Genomic DNA, 16,808 nt, shown 5'->3' on the forward strand with positions numbered 1-16,808 from the left:
TCCTACTCTCAGATCAGACCAGAGGACGGGTAACGAAGTAACCGACATCGCAGCCCTCTTCGGCGCCGCTCTGGGTCTGTTCCGCAACGGTGCGCAGTGAACTGCCCTGCGCTTCCAGGATCTGATCCATTGCACCGGCAAACCAACCGGTGAACATATATTCGATTTTGCGGTTCACCTTGCCGTAGTGATAGACAAACGCGGAGAACTCCAGACGCACCTTACAGGTACCTGCGGCCAGATCGATCTCTTCGGTGATGAACTTGCCCCAGCCACGCTGTGACAGGCGCTTCATATAGTGCTCAAACACATCCACACCCGACAGGCCATGCAGCTCAGCCTCTTTTTCACACCAGTGCCAGGCGCTCTTGTAGCCCGCTTTGTACAGGATCTGTGCATAACGCTCAGGACCCAGCTCCTCTTCAATAGCCTGATGATTATTGATGAAAAAATGCCGGGGAACATACAGCATCGGCAGAGCGTCAGATGTCCATACGCCGGTTTCGGAATCAACTTCGATGGGAAGTTCAGGAGCCATTTTTGCCACGGTGATCACCTATCTAAAGATTATTTCTTATTAAATATCGTATAAACAACAGTCATCCAGCGGGAGTGATCACTCGCCCCAGACATCTTTCAGAACACGGACCCAGTTCTCACCCATGATCTTGCGCACCTGAGATTCACTCATGCCGCGCTTGAGCAGGGTTTCGGTGAGGTTGGGGAACTCGCCGACAGTACGGATACCCAGCGGGTTAACGATCTTGCCAAAACGGGTCAGACGACGTGCATAGCCCTTGTCGTGGGTCAGCCACTCGAAGAAATCCTGGCCATGTCCCTGAGTGAAGTCAGTACCGATACCGATCGCGTCTTCACCGACAATATTCATCACATACTCGATCGCTTCGGCGTAGTCGTCGATGGTGGAGTCGATCCCTTTCTTCAGGAAGGGCGCGAACATGGTCACACCGACAAAACCACCGTGATCAGCAATGAACTTCAGCTCTTCGTCGGATTTGTTACGCGGATGCTCTTTCAGACCGGATGGCAGGCAGTGGGAGTAGCAGACAGGTTTCTGCGATTCCAGAATCACCTCTTCGGAGGTTTTGGAGCCAACATGCGACAAGTCACACATGATACCGACCCGGTTCATCTCAGCGACCACTTCACGCCCGAAACCGGACAGACCACCATCACGCTCGTAGCAGCCGGTGCCAACCAGGTTCTGGGTGTTGTAGCACATCTGTACAATACCGACGCCGAGCTCCTTGAACACCTCGATATAGCCCAGTTGATCCTCAAACGCATGAGCGTTCTGAAAACCAAACAGAATGCCGGTCTTGCCTTCATCCTTGGCGCGCTGGATATCGGCTGTGGTGCGCACTGGAATCACCAGATCACTGTTATCACGGATCAGCTTATTGCTGGCGGCGATGTTATTCACAGTCGCCTGGAACCCCTCCCAGACAGATACGGTGCAGTTTGCCGCCGTCAGGCCGCCTTTGCGCATATCTTCGAACAGTTCACGGTTCCACTTCGCAATGATCAGACCATCAATGACGATGGCATCTTGGTGCAGTTCGGCAGGTGTCATGATGACTCTCCAGGCTAACGGGCATTATCAGTTTCAATGCTCGCAGAATAGCCCTCTACCTGCCGAGGGGGTCTCTTGAATGCGACGGGAATAATTCTGAAAACGTCAGGACTGTCGTATTAGCGACTATTCCGTCAGATCAAATCCGTACGCCATCAGGATCTGACGATATTCGTCTGACGACATGAATTGCCTGAGCTGATCCGAATAGTCGCGTGCCAAAGCCTCAGCATCCGACAAGGCTCTGGAGAAAGCCAGGAAGTTGGGACCTATATCAATGGGAGTGTCCAGAAAAGCGATTTGATCCTCCAGCCCTTCCATCTCGGCCACCATCAGGATCGCTGGCCTGTTCCCGACTGCAATATCAATTCCCCCGACTATAAGCGTGCGAATCAGATGCCGCTCATCAGGCACGAGATGTTTCCGCAGGTGCTGATGGTTATCATATACATCACCATGAGAATACCCCCTCACATGCCCGAACACTTTATCCTGGAGGTTATCAAGTGTGGATGACAAATCAATATCGCTGCCATTATGCACAAACAGGTGACTGGATTCGTTGAGATGAGGAATATCCGTGTACACCACGCTTTGCTCACGCTCGGGTGTTTTGAAATAGAGGATCATCATATCCAGATCACCGAACTCAAGCGCGTTCTGCACCCGCGCCCAAGGATAGCGCTTATATACAAGCTGATGGCCCAACTGGCCTGCAAGATGTTCTGCGATCTCGACAGCCGCGCCTTTGAAGCGACCATCTTCCATAAAGTAAAAAGGTGGGTAATCCAGCTCACCCAGACCCACCCTGAGCTCGCGCGCAGACAGGAGTGAGGAACTGGACAGACAAACAAGCAGGCAGAGCAGTAACAACCGAATTTTCAAGGACACCCTCCCCCCATACTGACCGGAATGACCTGCCTGCCCTGAAGCTCAGTCATCCTGTCTGTTGTGAAGCCGCATCCAGCGTATGAATCAGATCAGGCAATAGCAAGAACACTGAAAGCATAGGATGCGTATGGTTATCTGTCTATATTCACCCCACCTTAACGTACTGCGCCTCGCTGCGATACTCGGCCAGCAGCAGATCACGCTGAGCCGCCACAGCCTGCTGGTTACGTTCCTTGACGTGCCCGAAGCCGCGGATCTGATCCGGCAGACTCGCCAGATCAATCGCCAGTGCCAGATTATCGGTATTTAGGCTGCGACCGAACTCCTCCAGCAATACCAGATAATCCTCGATCAGCTGACGCTCCTGACGCCGTTCCTCGGTGCGACCAAAGATATCCAGCGATGAACCGCGCAGTCCCTTGAAGCGCGCCAGCAGTTTGAACAGCGGCAGCATCCAGGAGCCGTAGCGACGTTTCACCAGATGCCCTTTGGCATCGGTCTTCGCCAGCAGTGGTGGGGCCAGATAGAAGTTGAGCTGATAGTCTTTGCCCGGCTCGCCTTCGAACTGGGCGCGCAGTTTGTCGAGGAAAGCCGGATCGCTATACAGGCGCGCGACCTCGTACTCATCCTTGTAGGCCATCAGTTTGGACAGATTGCGCACGACCGCTTCAGTCAATTGCAGACGTGCCTTACCGACCAGCGTCTCCTCCAGCTGCCTGATAGACCGCACAGCTGTCTCAAAACGGGCTGCATAAGCCGCATCCTGATAATCAGTCAGCAGTTGGACACGCTTGGCGATCAGTTGATCCAGCGTCTCCGGCATACGGATCACCTGCACAGCCCCCTTAGCGGCCTGATGTTTCATCACCTCGGCTTCGCCGTGATGTGCAACCAGACGTCCCCAACCGAATGCCTGCAGGTTCTTCTCAACTGCAACATTGTTCATCTCAATCGCGCGGGTCAGAGCCGCCAATGACAGCGGAATCCAACCTTTCTGCCAGGCATAACCCATCAGCAACGGGTTGGCGAACAGCGTATCGCCGAGAAGATCCAGCGCCAGTTGATTGGCATTGATAAAGTCACATCGCTCGCCGATGCTGTCGCGAATATCCGCTTCAGCCGATTCGCTCGGGAAGTGCCAGTTCGGGTTACCGATAAAGGCTGCAGTCGGGACTTCGGCGCTGTTAACCACCGTTGCCGTGATATCACGACGCGTACGCGACAGGGCATCCATCGAAGCAGTAACAATCGCATCACAACCGATCACCAGATGCGCTTCACCCGTGGCGATACGGGTGGCATGAATATCCTCCGGCTGGTTGGCGATCTGCACATGGCTGATCACGGCGCCACCTTTCTGTGCCAGGCCGGTCATATCCAGCACTGTAACGCCCTTGCTCTCCAGATGCGCTGCCATACCGATCAATGCCCCGATGGTGACCACACCGGTACCACCGACACCGGTCACGACCACACCATAAGGCTCTGCAATGACCGGCAGACTCGGTTGGGGCAGGTCTTCAACTTTCAGCGGGCTGCTGCCACCTTTGGCGATCTGTGGTTTCTTCGGTTGCGCCCCCTCCGCCGTGACAAAGCTCGGGCAGAATCCTTTCAGGCAGGAGAAATCCTTGTTGCAGGAGGACTGGTTGATCTTGCGCTTGGTGCCCAGTTCGGTTTCCAGCGGCTCCACCGACAGACAGTTAGAGACCACAGAGCAATCACCGCAACCTTCGCAGACGGCATCATTGATAAAGACACGACGCGCAGGATCCGGGTACTGACCACGCTTGCGCCGACGGCGCTTCTCGGTCGCGCAGGTCTGGTCATACACCAGAATGGTGACACCCTCGGTATCGCGCAGGCGCAGCTGTATCTGATCCAGCTCATCACGGTGGTGCACGGCGATGCCCGCTGGCAGCGTCATGGCACCGGTGTATTTATCCGGCTCATCTGTGACTACCAGCACCTCTTTCGCACCCTCAGCCACCACCTGCGCCACGATCTGAGGCACCGTCAGTACGCCATCGACCGGCTGCCCTCCGGTCATCGCCACGGCATCGTTGTATAGAATCTTGTAAGTGATATTCGCTTTCGCGGCGATAGAGGCGCGTATCGCCAACAGACCGGAGTGGAAATAGGTGCCATCCCCGAGATTGACGAACACATGTTTGTCACCGGAGAAATGCATCTGACCGAGCCAGGCAACTCCTTCACCGCCCATCTGGCTGAAGGTTTCGGTGTTGCGGTCCATCCACATCACCATGTAATGACAACCGATACCGGCCAGCGCACGAGAACCCTCAGGCACGCGCGTGGAGGTGTTGTGCGGGCAACCGGAGCAGAACCAGGGTTTGCGCTCGGCGGTTTCACGTGGCCGGGCCGCCTCAAGCTCTTTGGCGTCGATCACGGCGATACGCGCTTCGATTCGCTCACGCACTTCATCAGGCAGGCCGACCCGATTCAAGCGGCTGGCGATCGCTTTGGCGATCAGCGCCGGAGACAGTTCATAACGTGCCGGCAACAACCACTGACCACGCGGTACTGACCACTCGCCACCAGAGTTGTCGCGCTCATCAAACTTGCCATACACACGCGGGCGGACATCATCACGCCAGTTGTACAGCTCCTCTTTCAGCGCGTACTCCAGAATCTGGCGTTTCTCCTCCACTACCAGAATCTCTTCCAGACCAGTCGCGAACTCACGTGCACCCTGAGCCTCCAGAGGCCAGACACAGCCGACCTTGTACAGTCGTATACCCAACTGTGAGCAGGCTTCATCATCCAACCCCAGATCGGTCAGTGCCTGACGCACATCAAGATAGGCCTTGCCGGCCGCCATGATGCCGAAGCGCGCCTTGGGCGAGTCGATTACGATACGATTGAGCTTGTTGGCACGGATATAGGCGAGTGCCGCATACCATTTATGATCCAGCATCCGTGCTTCCTGATCCAGCGGTGGATCGGGCCAGCGGATGTTCAGGCCCCCTTCGGGCATGACGAAGTCCTCGGGGATCACCACCTCGACTCTATCGGGATCGACATCAATCGACGCGGAAGATTCGACAACATCAGTGACACACTTCATCGATACCCAGAGACCTGAATAGCGACTCATCGCCCAACCATGCATGCCGTAATCCAGATATTCCTGCACATTGGAGGGATAGAGGACGGGAATTCCGCAGGCGATCAGCAGGTGTTCGGATTGGTGTGCAACAGAGGAGGATTTGGCGGCATGGTCATCACCCGCCAGCAGCAGTACGCCGCCATGTGGTGAGCTGCCGGCAGCGTTGGCATGCTTGAGTACATCCGCCGAGCGATCAACACCCGGCCCCTTGCCATACCACATGCCGAACACACCATCATAACGGGCATTATCATAGAGGTTGGTCTGCTGCGTACCCCAGACAGCCGTGGCGGCCAAGTCTTCATTCACGCCTGGCTGGAACACGACATCATGGTCGGCCAGATGTTTTTGCGCCTGCCACAGCGCCATATCCAGACCACCAAGAGGGGAGCCGCGATACCCGGAGACATAGCCAGCTGTATTCAGGCCGGCACGGCGATCACGCTCTTTCTGCAGCATCGGCAGGCGAGCCAGCGCCTGAGTACCACTGATGTAGATACGCCCATCCGTCCGGGTATATTTATCATCCAGGGTGATCTCACGCAGCTCCTGTTCAGCCGCACTCTTCAGCGTCGCCGTCATCACATCTCTCCAGGTCTTTGAGGTCGGACAGGATTACCTATCCCCCTCTATTTTTATTGGTATAGCATCCTATGAATCGCTTGCGATATCGTCAAATCACTTATATTGTCTCCTGATATCAATAATTCAGATATCACTCCAATACCACAGGAGCCCCGCTTCAGGAGTCACTCATGCCTAAAGAGATCACCCTGCGCCAACTGCGTTATTTCGTCGCAGCAGCCGAAACTGGTCAGTTCTCTATGGCCGCCAGCCGTGAGCATGTTTCCCAGTCGGCCATCACCAACGCCGTGCTGATGCTGGAGCAGACCCTCGGCGTGCGTCTGTTTGAACGCCGCCCGCATGGCGTGGAACTGACCGCAGAGGGACACAGCTTCTGTCAGCATAGTCGTCATGTGCTCGACTCGCTGCAGGATGCCGTGCGCGAACCCGGATTTCTCAGCCACACCCTCGGCGGTGCGATCCATATCGCCGCCTCCTACACCGTTCTGGGTTATTTTCTGCCGGCGTTGATGGCACGCTTTCGCCGCAACTATCCTGATATCGAGATTGATCTGCAGGATCTGGAACGGGAGCAGATAGAACAGGGGATTGAGCGTGAGGAGATTGAGCTGGGAATCATGATTCTGTCCAATCGACCTGATCGTTCAACACTGGAGGAACATGTCCTGATCCGCTCGCGTCGTCAGTTGTGGATGGCCTCGGATCACCCACTGGCGAGCATCCCATTTCCCTCTCTGAACGATATCGCGCCCTACACCTACATCCAGTTAAATGTAGACGAAGGTGAGGAATCCACACTGCGCTACTGGCAATCGCAAGGGCTGACCCCCAACACGGGGTTTCGTACCGGATCGCTCGAGGCGCTGCGTGGGCTGATCGCGCACGGTTTCGGCATCACCATCCTGTCGGACATGGTGTATCGCCCCTGGTCACTGGAAGGAAAGAAAATCGAAGCCCGCCCGATCACCGATGCTGTGCCACATATGGAGGTGGGTCTGATCTGGAAACCCGGTGTGAAGCTCAGTGAGCAGGCGGATGCGTTTCGGCAGTTTCTGATTCATGCCTGCGGGAGTTGATGGGGATTGGTCCTGCTCGGGTTATGCGGGCAAAGGCCCAAAACCGAAAGCTCCCGCCAGAATCACCTCCGGGAACTGCTGGCGACGGGTATTGTAACGCTCGATCGCCAAGGTATGACCGACGCGCATCAGACTGACCTCATCCTCCATCCGGGTCAGGCTGTGCATCAGTTGGCGAAGTGTTTCATCCGCCTTGAGATCCGGATAGGCCTCCACGCGGGCCAGCAGCATGGCGTGCAATGAAGACTCGGCCTGTAGGAAGGCATTGCTTTCCTCTGTACTCCAGTCTGATTTACCCAATTGCGTACGCAGTTGTGCCAGCTCGCTTTGCACTGACTGTTCATGCTGCAGATAGGTTTTGGCAACTGTCTCCAGAGCGGGTATCAGATCACTGCGTTTTTTCAGCGAGACTTCAATATTGGCCAGGGTCTTGCGCGCACGCTGACGCAGAAACACCAGATCGTTGTACATCAGAATACCCAGTGCAACGAGCAGATAGAGTAAGGGAATGGCTGCACACAACAGCCAAGGCAAGGCGCCAAAGCTACCCCAGGTACCGGCTACACCCAGCGCCAGCATCACCCCACCCACCAGGCTGGCCGTCAGCCAGGCAAAGCCGCCTTGCACCTTCATCAGCATCACCTCCTGCTCGCTCAGGTCGCTGATGATAAAGGGTTCATTATCGTCACCGGAACGTATCTGCAGCTCGGCACGCGCTTCAGCCACCAGTGCCGGGCCGAGTATATAGAGCTCCGCATCAGGCTCTATCGCAGTTTCTGTATAGCGAAGATTACCCTCAATTTTACTGACTGGGGCACGGATAATCATTTCGCTGTCTTGCGGCACAACCTCTACATGGGCCTTGCTCTCCCCGTCCGTAAGCCAGAAAGGATGCAGTTCAGAATCCAACTGAATCGTGACCCATTTATGCTTTTTGCCACTCCTGCGCTTTTCTTCCACTCGGTAGATATAACTCAGACAAGGCCGGTCGGTCAGTGGGCCTCTCAGCAGCACGGAATCTGTCGGCAAAATCGCTTTACCTGACACCTCTGTCAGCCCATATGTCACACCCTGCACAGGCGTCGTCGGCAGATTTTCAATCATTCGTTTCAGGTGAACTCGTCTAAAGCCAAACTTTCCAGCGAACCAGAGTACAAGCATGCCAAAACCCACCAGTATCAATGCCTGCCACCAGTTCAGGCGAGTCGCTTGAAAGTCTGATATGAGTGATTGTTGCGTCTGTAATTCATCTGCTGTCATCATCAGTTCCGGCAGTTTCAGATCCGCTGCAAACATGCGTTCCGGCCAGGCAGATAAAAGACGTTCCGTACGCCAGAGAGAAGCGAGCAGAAAGTGCCTGATACCCAGCAGGCGCTGCTGTTTCTGCTCGGACAACAAAGGCCACTCATCAGGAGAGGGTAAACTCGCCCAATCACCTTGCCACTCGACACCTGCGTCTGCCAGTATCTCTGTAATCGCAGCCTGCCCTCGCCACTCAGCCCTCTGCAAATTCTGAACTGCATCGAGCACATCTTCACGCGCCAGATTCAGCCCCTGATAGGCCAACAGCATCATCAGCACCAATGACATGAGTACGAGCAGAACTGCTGTCTTATGTACACTCAACAGCACACAGACCAGATAAATTGCAGACGCAGTGGCTGCCACTCCTGCCAGCATCTGCAAAAGACTCGTAAAGGCAATACTACTGCGCTCGTGGTTCTCACCATAAGCAGAGATCAGCGGGGTATAACTACCGGGACGATTAAACACCACAACCATCGAGCGATCCTGCTCCTTATGCACTGCATAACCAAGCAGAAACAGCGCCTGTCCAGGTTCGATTCGATACTCCGAATAGCGCATGTCGCCTTCGGTGTGTCGATGTGACAGTGGTAAGGATGCAGGTGTGCTGCCCGCTTCGATGAGTATCTGGCCGGTGTCATCCTGCAACAAAAACGGGACCGAATAGTTTTTATTGCTGACCGTATCCCAACGGGTATCACCATCAGAGTCACGCACTTTTCGCTCAATATGGTAACGATAATAAAGCGAGGGCGTCTTGGTATTTGGCGACAGGATCATTGCATCATCGGCGGTGGGCAGTGCCGTACCATTCAGATTGACCTCACCAGGCATGGTTGCGACAACGGGCACAGGCGGCACCCGCTCAATCTGACGGAATTGATTCAGGGATGAGAAACCAGTCAGCAGGAACCAATAGCCCGCAGCCATCATCACACAAGCCAGAAGTCCGAAAAGTATCTTTTTTACCATGTTGGCCTGATACAAGTGTCTTGATTGAAAAACTGTATCTTAGCGCAAAAGTGAAACCATCATTACATGAAGACATTATTGTCACATGGTGGATGTACCTCCTGTCGTAGATATATTTCTGCGACACAAAACGGTGGTATGCGCTGTGCAGACAGGATAACGTATATTACAAAAATAAGACTGACTCAATCCGAGTAGCCCGTTCATGTCCCGATCCTCTCTCTCACAGTATCTGACCGCTCTGTGGCCGCGCAGTGTCAGCACACGGTTGATGCTGGCGTTTGCGCTGGTAGCGGTGATGACGTTGCTGGCGGCGGGGCTGGCGTTTCGCAGTAGTCTGCTGCTTGAGGAGCGGCTGGAGCAGATACGCGAAGAGAGCATCGAGGTGCTCTATGCCTCGGCGCGCCTGAATGAGTTGAGCCAGCAACTGACCGCTTATGTCCCGCGCCTGATCAGTGCCGACTCCAACTATCTGCGCCAGCGCACACGCGAGCAATTGGATCAGCAACTGGCGGAGATGCAGCAGTGGGTGATTCATCTGCCGGATTATAACCGCTACTTTATCGAGATCAGCGATCAGATCCGTTACAGCATCGGCTTGATTCAACAGACAGTAGAGGAGCGTGAGCGTCAGGCCTGGCGCTCACATCAGCACCGACTGGAGCTCTATCCGCTCTATCTGCGCCTGAATGAGGATCTGGATAAACAAGCTGGCCAGTCTCTGGCAGAGGCCAACATGTTGATGCCGCTGCGACTGCGCCTGAACTACCTGTCGGCGCTGGCTGAAAAACTGCATACCGACAGCAGTTTTGCCGAGCTGGATTACACTTTTCTACGCCTTGAAGCCCTGGCATCGGGCATTCACGATCAGCTCAATCTCTACCCGGCGATGGTACAGTCAGACGATTCACGTGAAACACTGAACCGCATTCTGCTGCTGACGTCACGCGAGGGCGAGCTGTTTGATGCCAAGAACCGCGAACTGGATCTGCGTTATCAGGAGGAGTTTCTGGTGACCAACAGCCAGCGCCATATCCAGCAGTTGGCGGCGCAGATTTCGCACTATACCGAGCGGGTGAATCAGCATCTGGATCGTGATATTGAGCAGGCAGTGCAGTCTGTCTCCAAGGCCAGTGATGCCACCTTCATGCTGTCGCTGATCAGCCTGCTGCTGGCCGGCAGTATCTCCTGGTTCTATGTGCGCCGAAATATTCTGGGTCGCCTGTCCCGATTACAGTCCAATATGCGGGCGATCGCCAGCGGACATCTGGATATCGATGTCGTTCTGGAAGGCCGTGATGAGATCACCTCAATGGCGCGTGATCTGAGACACTTCCAGCTCACTGCTAAAGCCTCCGCCGAGGCGCATCGCAACCTGGCACGCGAAACCGAGGAGCGCCTGACCACCGAAAAACGCTTGCGTCTGACACAGCAGGAGCTGATTCAGGCGGGTAAGCTCGCAGCCCTTGGCCAGCTCAGTGTGGCGATTACACACGAGATCAACCAACCATTGGCTGCCATGCGCAATCAGGTGCACAGTATCAGTCGCTGGCTGGAAAAGGGGGAGCCAGAGCGCGCAGAGCCGGGACTGGAACGGCTGGCCAGACTGCTGGAGAAAACCGCCAGCATCACCCATCATCTGCGCAGTTTTGCCCGCAAGGCTGATCACAGGCGCGCACCGGTCGTGCTCAAACCGATCATTCAAGCCTCAGTGGAGTTGTGCCAGACCCGCTCAACGCATTGCCGACCCACGCTGAGTGGCCCTGATCATCTCAGTGCACTGGCCGAGCCTATCCGCCTGGAGCAGGTACTGGTCAACCTGCTGATCAACGCATTGGATGCCGTACAATCGGTGGCACAGCCTCGTATCGAGATCCACTGGCAGGAGGTTTCGGAAACACAGCAGGTTGAAGTGATCATCAGTGATAATGGCACCGGTATAGACAGTGCTCTGCAGGAACATATTTTCGATCCCTATTTCACCACCAAGTCGCAAAGCAGTGGTCTGGGGCTGGGCCTGTCGATCAGCTACAATATCATGCAGGATTTCGGCGGCAGTATCCGTTTACTCGAATCATCTCCCGGGGGGACGCGCTTTCAGTTGCTGCTTCCCACGACACCCGTCAGCCAGGCTTCGGCATCCAGCCAGCGGGTCAACAGCCATGAATAAGACAATACCATGACTTCACTACCCAAGATTCTACTTGTCGATGATGACGCCTGCGTACTCGAAACCTTTGTCGAGATGCTTGAGCTGGAGGATTTCAGCACTCAATGCTTCAGCAGTGCATCTGGCGTGCTCGCTTACCTGCAACAGGACCCGAACGCGATAGTGCTGACGGATGTCTGTATGCCGGGACAGGATGGTCTGCAACTGCTGAGCCACCTGCAGGACTTTGACGCCGAGCTGCCGGTGATTCTGATGAGTGGTCATGGCGATATCCCGATGGCTACACAGGCAATGCGTGAAGGGGCCGTGGATTTTCTGGAAAAACCGGTACCACCCAAGCTGTTGATCGAGCGGTTACGTCAGGCTCAGCGCCACCGTCAGTGGGCACTTGCCCGCCGTGAGCAGCGGCTGGACGGCGATGATCGGGCAATTCTGGAACAACAGCTGATCGGACAATCGGCACAGATACGACAACTGCATGATCAGATCATGGTACTGGCCAATGCGGGTGTCGATACATTGATTTACGGCGAAACCGGCAGCGGTAAGGATGTCGTCGCACGCGCCCTGCATGATGTCAGCCCACGGCGTAATAAGCGTTTCATGGCGATCAACTGCGGCGCCATGCCGGAGAACCTGATTGAGAGTGAGCTGTTCGGACATGAGCCAGGTGCTTTCACCGGTGCCACACATAGGCAGATCGGCAAGATAGAAGCCGCGGATGGCGGCACGCTGTTTCTGGATGAGATAGAGACAATGCCACTCACGGCGCAGATACGCCTGCTGCGTGTCCTGCAGGAGCGCAGCCTCGAACGCCTTGGCAGCACCCGCTCGATCAAGGTGGATATCCGTGTGATTGCGGCCAGTAAATCAGAGCTGCAACAGCTCAGCGAGCAGGGCCATTTCCGTCAGGATCTTTACTATCGTCTCAATGTTGCCAGCCTGCAGGTGCCGCCACTGAAAGCGCGTGGCGATGATATTCTGCTGCTGTTCCAGCACTATTGCCATCACGCCTCCATCCGCTTTGATCGCCCTCTTCCAGCCCTGCGCCCGAGCCAGCGCGATAAACTGCTGCAACACGACTGGCCCGGTAATGTCCGGGAACTGCGCAATATTGCCGACCGTTTCGTATTGGGGCTATCCAATGACGGCCCGCTGTTCTGGCAGGAAACCCTTGCAGTGGATGAGGAGGAGCCGTCATTGCACGACCCCTTTGATCAGCGTCTTGAGGAGTATGAACGTCAGTTGATCTGCGAATGTCTGGAAAGCTCCGGCGGTCAGATAGGTAAGGCCGCCGAAGCACTGAAGATGTCACGCAAAACCCTGTATCGGAAGATGAAGAAGTATCAGTTGGATAAAGGTGAATTTCGGGACTGATTGGATGGGTCATATGTGCCCCAATGCCGTCCAATTATCCCTTACCAATGGGACACCTGTGTCCCACCGCTAATATCACTGTGCCTATCACCAGCAACAGAAAAGCCTGCCAACCCTCCCCATACCTGTATCTCGCAGCTTTTTGACTGATCTGGCACCGCTTTTGCTATGTGATACAGGACGCATGATGGTGTCACCCATTCCTCCCGGAATGGTGATAATTAGAATAAAAACACGGAGAAACTCTGAATGAGATCATTCAAGCTCACGCTCAACCCTGTTCTCGCCGCTGCCGGTGCCTTGATGCTGGCCATGTCTGGCACCACGATGGCTAACGATTGCTCTAACCAAGGCGCTCTGGACGACCGCTACTGTGATGAAAATCAGGACATGGTGGCGGATGCTCCCAAGGACCCCAGCCAGTGGCGTGACCCCAGCACACTGGTATTCACCTATACCCCGGTAGAAGATCCTGCCGTTTATCAGGATGCGTTTGCTGATTTCCAGAAGCATCTGTCTGAAGCCACCGGCAAGCGTGTGGTTTACTACAGTGTTCATTCCAACTCTGCTCAGGTAGAAGCGATGCGCTCTGGTCGACTGCATATTGCAGGCTTCTCGACTGGCCCCACTGGCTATGCCGTCAACCTGGCAGGTTATGTACCGATCGCGGTCAAAGGCTATGAAACCGAGTTTCAGGGCTACAACCTGATCATGCTGGTCCGTGCCGACAGTGACATCAATACCATGGAAGACCTGAAAGGTCGTACCGTGGCCCACACATCTGTTTCATCCAACTCAGGAAACCTGGCGCCACGTGCACTCTTTCCAGATATGGGCCTGGTACCGGATGAAGATTACAAAGTGGCCTACTCAGGTAAGCATGACCAATCCGTCATGGGTGTCCTGAGCGGTGATTATGATGCAGCACCCGTGGCATCCGATGTGTATGACCGCATGGTCGATGCCGGTCGTGTCAGCGCTGATGATTTCCGCATCATCTACCGCAGTGCGCGTTTCCCGACCTCAGCTTTCGGTTATGCACATGATCTGCACCCGGAGCTGGCTGAAAAAGTACGTGAAGCCTTCCTCAGCTATCGATTCCCGGTTGAGATGCAGGAAACCTTCGATGGCGCTGATCGCTTCTTCCCGATCACCTATCAGGAAGACTGGAAGGTGATCCGCGATATCGCTCACGCCACTGGCACAGCCTACACCGAGCGCGGCCTGCAACAGCTGGCTGAGCGCGAAGCGGCTGCCGCCAAGAAGTAACTCAACCCACTTGTCCAACGCTACTGCCTTGAGGCCCCATTGCGGGTGCCTCAGGGGTCGTCACGCCTATAAAATGAAGGAACACTTCATGAGCGCTCTTGAAATCCGTGGTCTGAACCACGCCTATGTCGCCAGCAAACCCATTCTGCATGACATCAATATTGCCATTAACGAGCCCGGTATCATCGCCATCATCGGGCCATCCGGCACCGGTAAAAGCACCCTGCTGCGCTGTATCAACCGCCTGATTCAGCCCAGCAGCGGCAGCATCATTTTTCAGGAGGCCGATATCGCCTGCGTTCAGGGGCGTTCGCTGCGCGAGCTGCGTCGACAGATTGGCATGGTGTTTCAGGAATACAATCTGGTTGAGCGTCTGAGTGTTTTGGAAAACGTACTGACCGGGCGGCTCGGTTACATGTCTGCCTGGAGCGCCTGGCGACGCAAGTTCAAACCGGAAGATATCGACCGCGCCTTCGAGTTGCTGGACTTTGTGGGTTTGAGTGATTTTGCCATGCAGCGTGCCGATAGTCTTTCAGGTGGGCAACGGCAGCGGGTCGGGATCGCACGTGCACTGATGCAGGCACCACGTATCCTGCTGGCAGACGAGCCAACTTCATCTCTGGACCCTAAGACATCAGTCGAGATCATGGAACTGTTGAAAACGCTGGCGACTGATCGCGGCATTCCGACGCTGGTTAATATTCATGACGTCAATCTGGCACGACGCTATGCGCAGCGCATGATCGGTATGAGTGGTGGCAAGGTGGTTTATGATGGCGCACCCTCCGGCATCACTGATGACCACCTTAAAACCATCTATGGAGGTGAGTCATGGCTGCAATAAAAACCCATGCCAACCCCTTCAAGCCAAGCCTTGGCTCCCGCCTGCTGTGGCTGGGTGTTCTGGTTTATCTGATTTATGCTGTTGTGACACTGGATATCGGCTGGGATCGTTTCATTCTGGGCCTGGAACAGGGTGGCCGACTGGTGGATCGCCTCTTTCCACCCAACTTCAACCGCTGGGAGATTCTGCTCAGCGATCTGATCGAAAGTCTTCAGATTGCCATCATCGCCAGCGTGTTCGGTATCATCATTTCACTGTTTGTCGGCTTGATGGCTGCACGCAATCTGATGCCGAATATCATCAGCATCCCCGTGCGTGTTTTTATCGCTCTGTGCCGCACTTTTCATCCGGTGATCATCGCCATATTGTTCGTCAAGGCGGTCGGTTTCGGCGCGCTGGCAGGTATTCTGACCCTGATAGTCGCCTCAGTGGGCTTTATTGCCAAGCTGTTTGCCGAGGCGATCGAGGAGATCTCCTTCAAGCAGGTTGAAGCGATCCGAGCCACCGGTGCCAGCTTTGCCAGCACCATTCTGTTCGGCGTTCTGCCGCAGGTGTTCTCTCGTTTTATCGGTTTCTCGATCTATCAGCTTGATTCCAATCTGCGTAACTCAACCATGGTCGGGATCGTCGGTGCAGGTGGCCTCGGTGGCACTCTGTTCGCAGCCTTCCAACGCTTCGACTACGACTTTGTCACTGCCATTCTGCTGACCATCATTGCACTGATTCTGGTCGGTGAAGCCCTGTCCAATCTGGTGCGGAGGATCTTCCAATGAACAGCTCATCTGCATCTATCGGCACAAAGACAGGTGGAAACCCGAAATGGCAACGCTTTACCGCTGCCGAACGCACTGCTCGCTATATGGTGTATCTGGTGGTGCTGGCGGCCTTTTTTGCTTCACTGCGCACCGTCGAGATCATCCCTGAGTTTCTGTATGATGCTCCGGAGCAGTTGGCCGACATGTTCACCCGCATGTGGCCGATGGATTTCGCGGCTTACCCCACCACGATTCATGGTGCCATGCTGGACACGCTGCACATCGCTACCCTGGGCACACTGTTGAGTCTGCTGCTGGCGATTCCTCTGGCGCTGTTAAATGCTCGTAACATTGTTCAGTCATTATGGCTGAACTGGATCGCCAAGTTTTTCCTGGTGTCTTCACGCTCGGTCAACTCATTGATCTGGGCACTGCTGTTCGTGGCTATATTCGGCCCTGGTGTACTGGCTGGTGTGCTGGCGGTGGCGCTGCGCTCGGTGGGGTTTGTTGGCAAACTCTTCTCCGAGGCGCTGGAAGAGGTCAACATGGGAACAGTCGAAGCGCTCAAGGCGACCGGCGCATCACCAGCATCAGTGCTGCTCAAGGCCTACTGGCCTCAGGCAAAACCGGCCTTCTACAGCGTGGTGTTGTTTCGCTGGGACATTAATGTCCGCGAGTCTGCAGTCCTTGGACTGGTCGGGGCCGGCGGTATTGGAGTGGTACTGAGTGATGCCATGAACCTGTTCCAATGGCCCAAGGTTGCCATGGCACTGACCGCGATTTTTGTCGTGGTTCTGTTGATCGAACTGCTGGTTGTTAATGTTCGCAAACGTCTGATCTGAG

At 55.1% G+C, this 16,808-nt stretch carries 12 protein-coding genes; 7 read left to right on the forward strand and 5 right to left on the reverse strand.

Annotation, left to right across the window (positions count from 1 at the left end):
• Window positions 1-13 precede the first annotated feature (13 nt).
• The 4 genes from ACK3CJ_RS20120 to ACK3CJ_RS20135 form a co-directional block, all read right to left on the reverse strand.
• The gene (locus ACK3CJ_RS20120) at window positions 14-538 is read right to left on the reverse strand and encodes a DUF5943 domain-containing protein (protein ID WP_409526627.1); all 525 of its coding nucleotides are present in this window, start codon (window positions 536-538) and stop codon (window positions 14-16) included.
• Between the two features lie 78 nt (window positions 539-616).
• The gene (locus ACK3CJ_RS20125; protein ID WP_409523980.1) at window positions 617-1,594 is read right to left on the reverse strand and encodes a dipeptidase; all 978 of its coding nucleotides are present in this window, start codon (window positions 1,592-1,594) and stop codon (window positions 617-619) included.
• 126 nt (window positions 1,595-1,720) lie between these two features.
• Window positions 1,721-2,479, reverse strand: coding sequence for a substrate-binding periplasmic protein (locus ACK3CJ_RS20130; RefSeq protein ID WP_409523981.1), 759 nt, complete (start codon window positions 2,477-2,479; stop codon window positions 1,721-1,723).
• A gap of 151 nt (window positions 2,480-2,630) precedes the next feature.
• Window positions 2,631-6,194, reverse strand: a complete 3,564-nt coding sequence (locus ACK3CJ_RS20135) for an indolepyruvate ferredoxin oxidoreductase family protein (protein ID WP_409523982.1) — start codon at window positions 6,192-6,194, stop codon at window positions 2,631-2,633.
• Window positions 6,195-6,367: 173 nt separating this feature from the next.
• Here ACK3CJ_RS20135 and ACK3CJ_RS20140 point away from each other — a divergent pair, with 173 nt between their 5' ends.
• On the forward strand, window positions 6,368-7,273 hold the full coding sequence (locus tag ACK3CJ_RS20140) for a LysR family transcriptional regulator (RefSeq protein WP_409523983.1): 906 nt from the start codon (window positions 6,368-6,370) through the stop codon (window positions 7,271-7,273).
• Between the two features lie 21 nt (window positions 7,274-7,294).
• On the opposite strand, the gene ACK3CJ_RS20145 is transcribed toward ACK3CJ_RS20140, so the two are convergent.
• Entirely contained in the window at window positions 7,295-9,550 is a 2,256-nt protein-coding gene (locus tag ACK3CJ_RS20145; protein ID WP_409523984.1) for a LemA family protein, read from the reverse strand.
• A gap of 205 nt (window positions 9,551-9,755) precedes the next feature.
• On the opposite strand from ACK3CJ_RS20145, the gene ACK3CJ_RS20150 reads away from it, so the two are divergent.
• From ACK3CJ_RS20150 to phnE (ACK3CJ_RS20175), 6 genes are all read left to right on the forward strand, one after another.
• Window positions 9,756-11,720: an ATP-binding protein gene (locus tag ACK3CJ_RS20150; RefSeq protein WP_409523985.1), complete on the forward strand. Its 1,965-nt coding sequence runs from the start codon at window positions 9,756-9,758 to the stop codon at window positions 11,718-11,720.
• A gap of 9 nt (window positions 11,721-11,729) precedes the next feature.
• Window positions 11,730-13,097 carry a sigma-54-dependent transcriptional regulator gene (locus ACK3CJ_RS20155; RefSeq protein WP_409523986.1) on the forward strand — a complete coding sequence of 456 codons (1,368 nt, stop codon included), beginning with the start codon at window positions 11,730-11,732 and terminating at the stop codon, window positions 13,095-13,097.
• 249 nt (window positions 13,098-13,346) lie between these two features.
• Window positions 13,347-14,366: a phosphate/phosphite/phosphonate ABC transporter substrate-binding protein gene (phnD, locus tag ACK3CJ_RS20160; protein WP_409523987.1), complete on the forward strand. Its 1,020-nt coding sequence runs from the start codon at window positions 13,347-13,349 to the stop codon at window positions 14,364-14,366.
• An 88-nt stretch (window positions 14,367-14,454) separates the two neighbouring features.
• Window positions 14,455-15,210, forward strand: a complete 756-nt coding sequence (gene phnC / locus ACK3CJ_RS20165) for a phosphonate ABC transporter ATP-binding protein (protein WP_409523988.1) — start codon at window positions 14,455-14,457, stop codon at window positions 15,208-15,210.
• On the forward strand, window positions 15,198-15,983 hold the full coding sequence (phnE, locus tag ACK3CJ_RS20170; protein WP_409523989.1) for a phosphonate ABC transporter, permease protein PhnE: 786 nt from the start codon (window positions 15,198-15,200) through the stop codon (window positions 15,981-15,983). The genes phnC and phnE (ACK3CJ_RS20170) overlap by 13 nt, the downstream gene beginning before the upstream one ends.
• Window positions 15,980-16,807, forward strand: coding sequence for a phosphonate ABC transporter, permease protein PhnE (phnE, locus tag ACK3CJ_RS20175; protein WP_409523990.1), 828 nt, complete (start codon window positions 15,980-15,982; stop codon window positions 16,805-16,807). The genes phnE (ACK3CJ_RS20170) and phnE (ACK3CJ_RS20175) overlap by 4 nt, the downstream gene beginning before the upstream one ends.
• Window position 16,808: the final 1 nt, after the last annotated feature.

Origin of the sequence: Nitrincola salilacus (assembly GCF_046271865.1) — a bacterium.
Lineage (GTDB): Bacteria > Pseudomonadota > Gammaproteobacteria > Pseudomonadales > Balneatricaceae > Nitrincola > Nitrincola salilacus.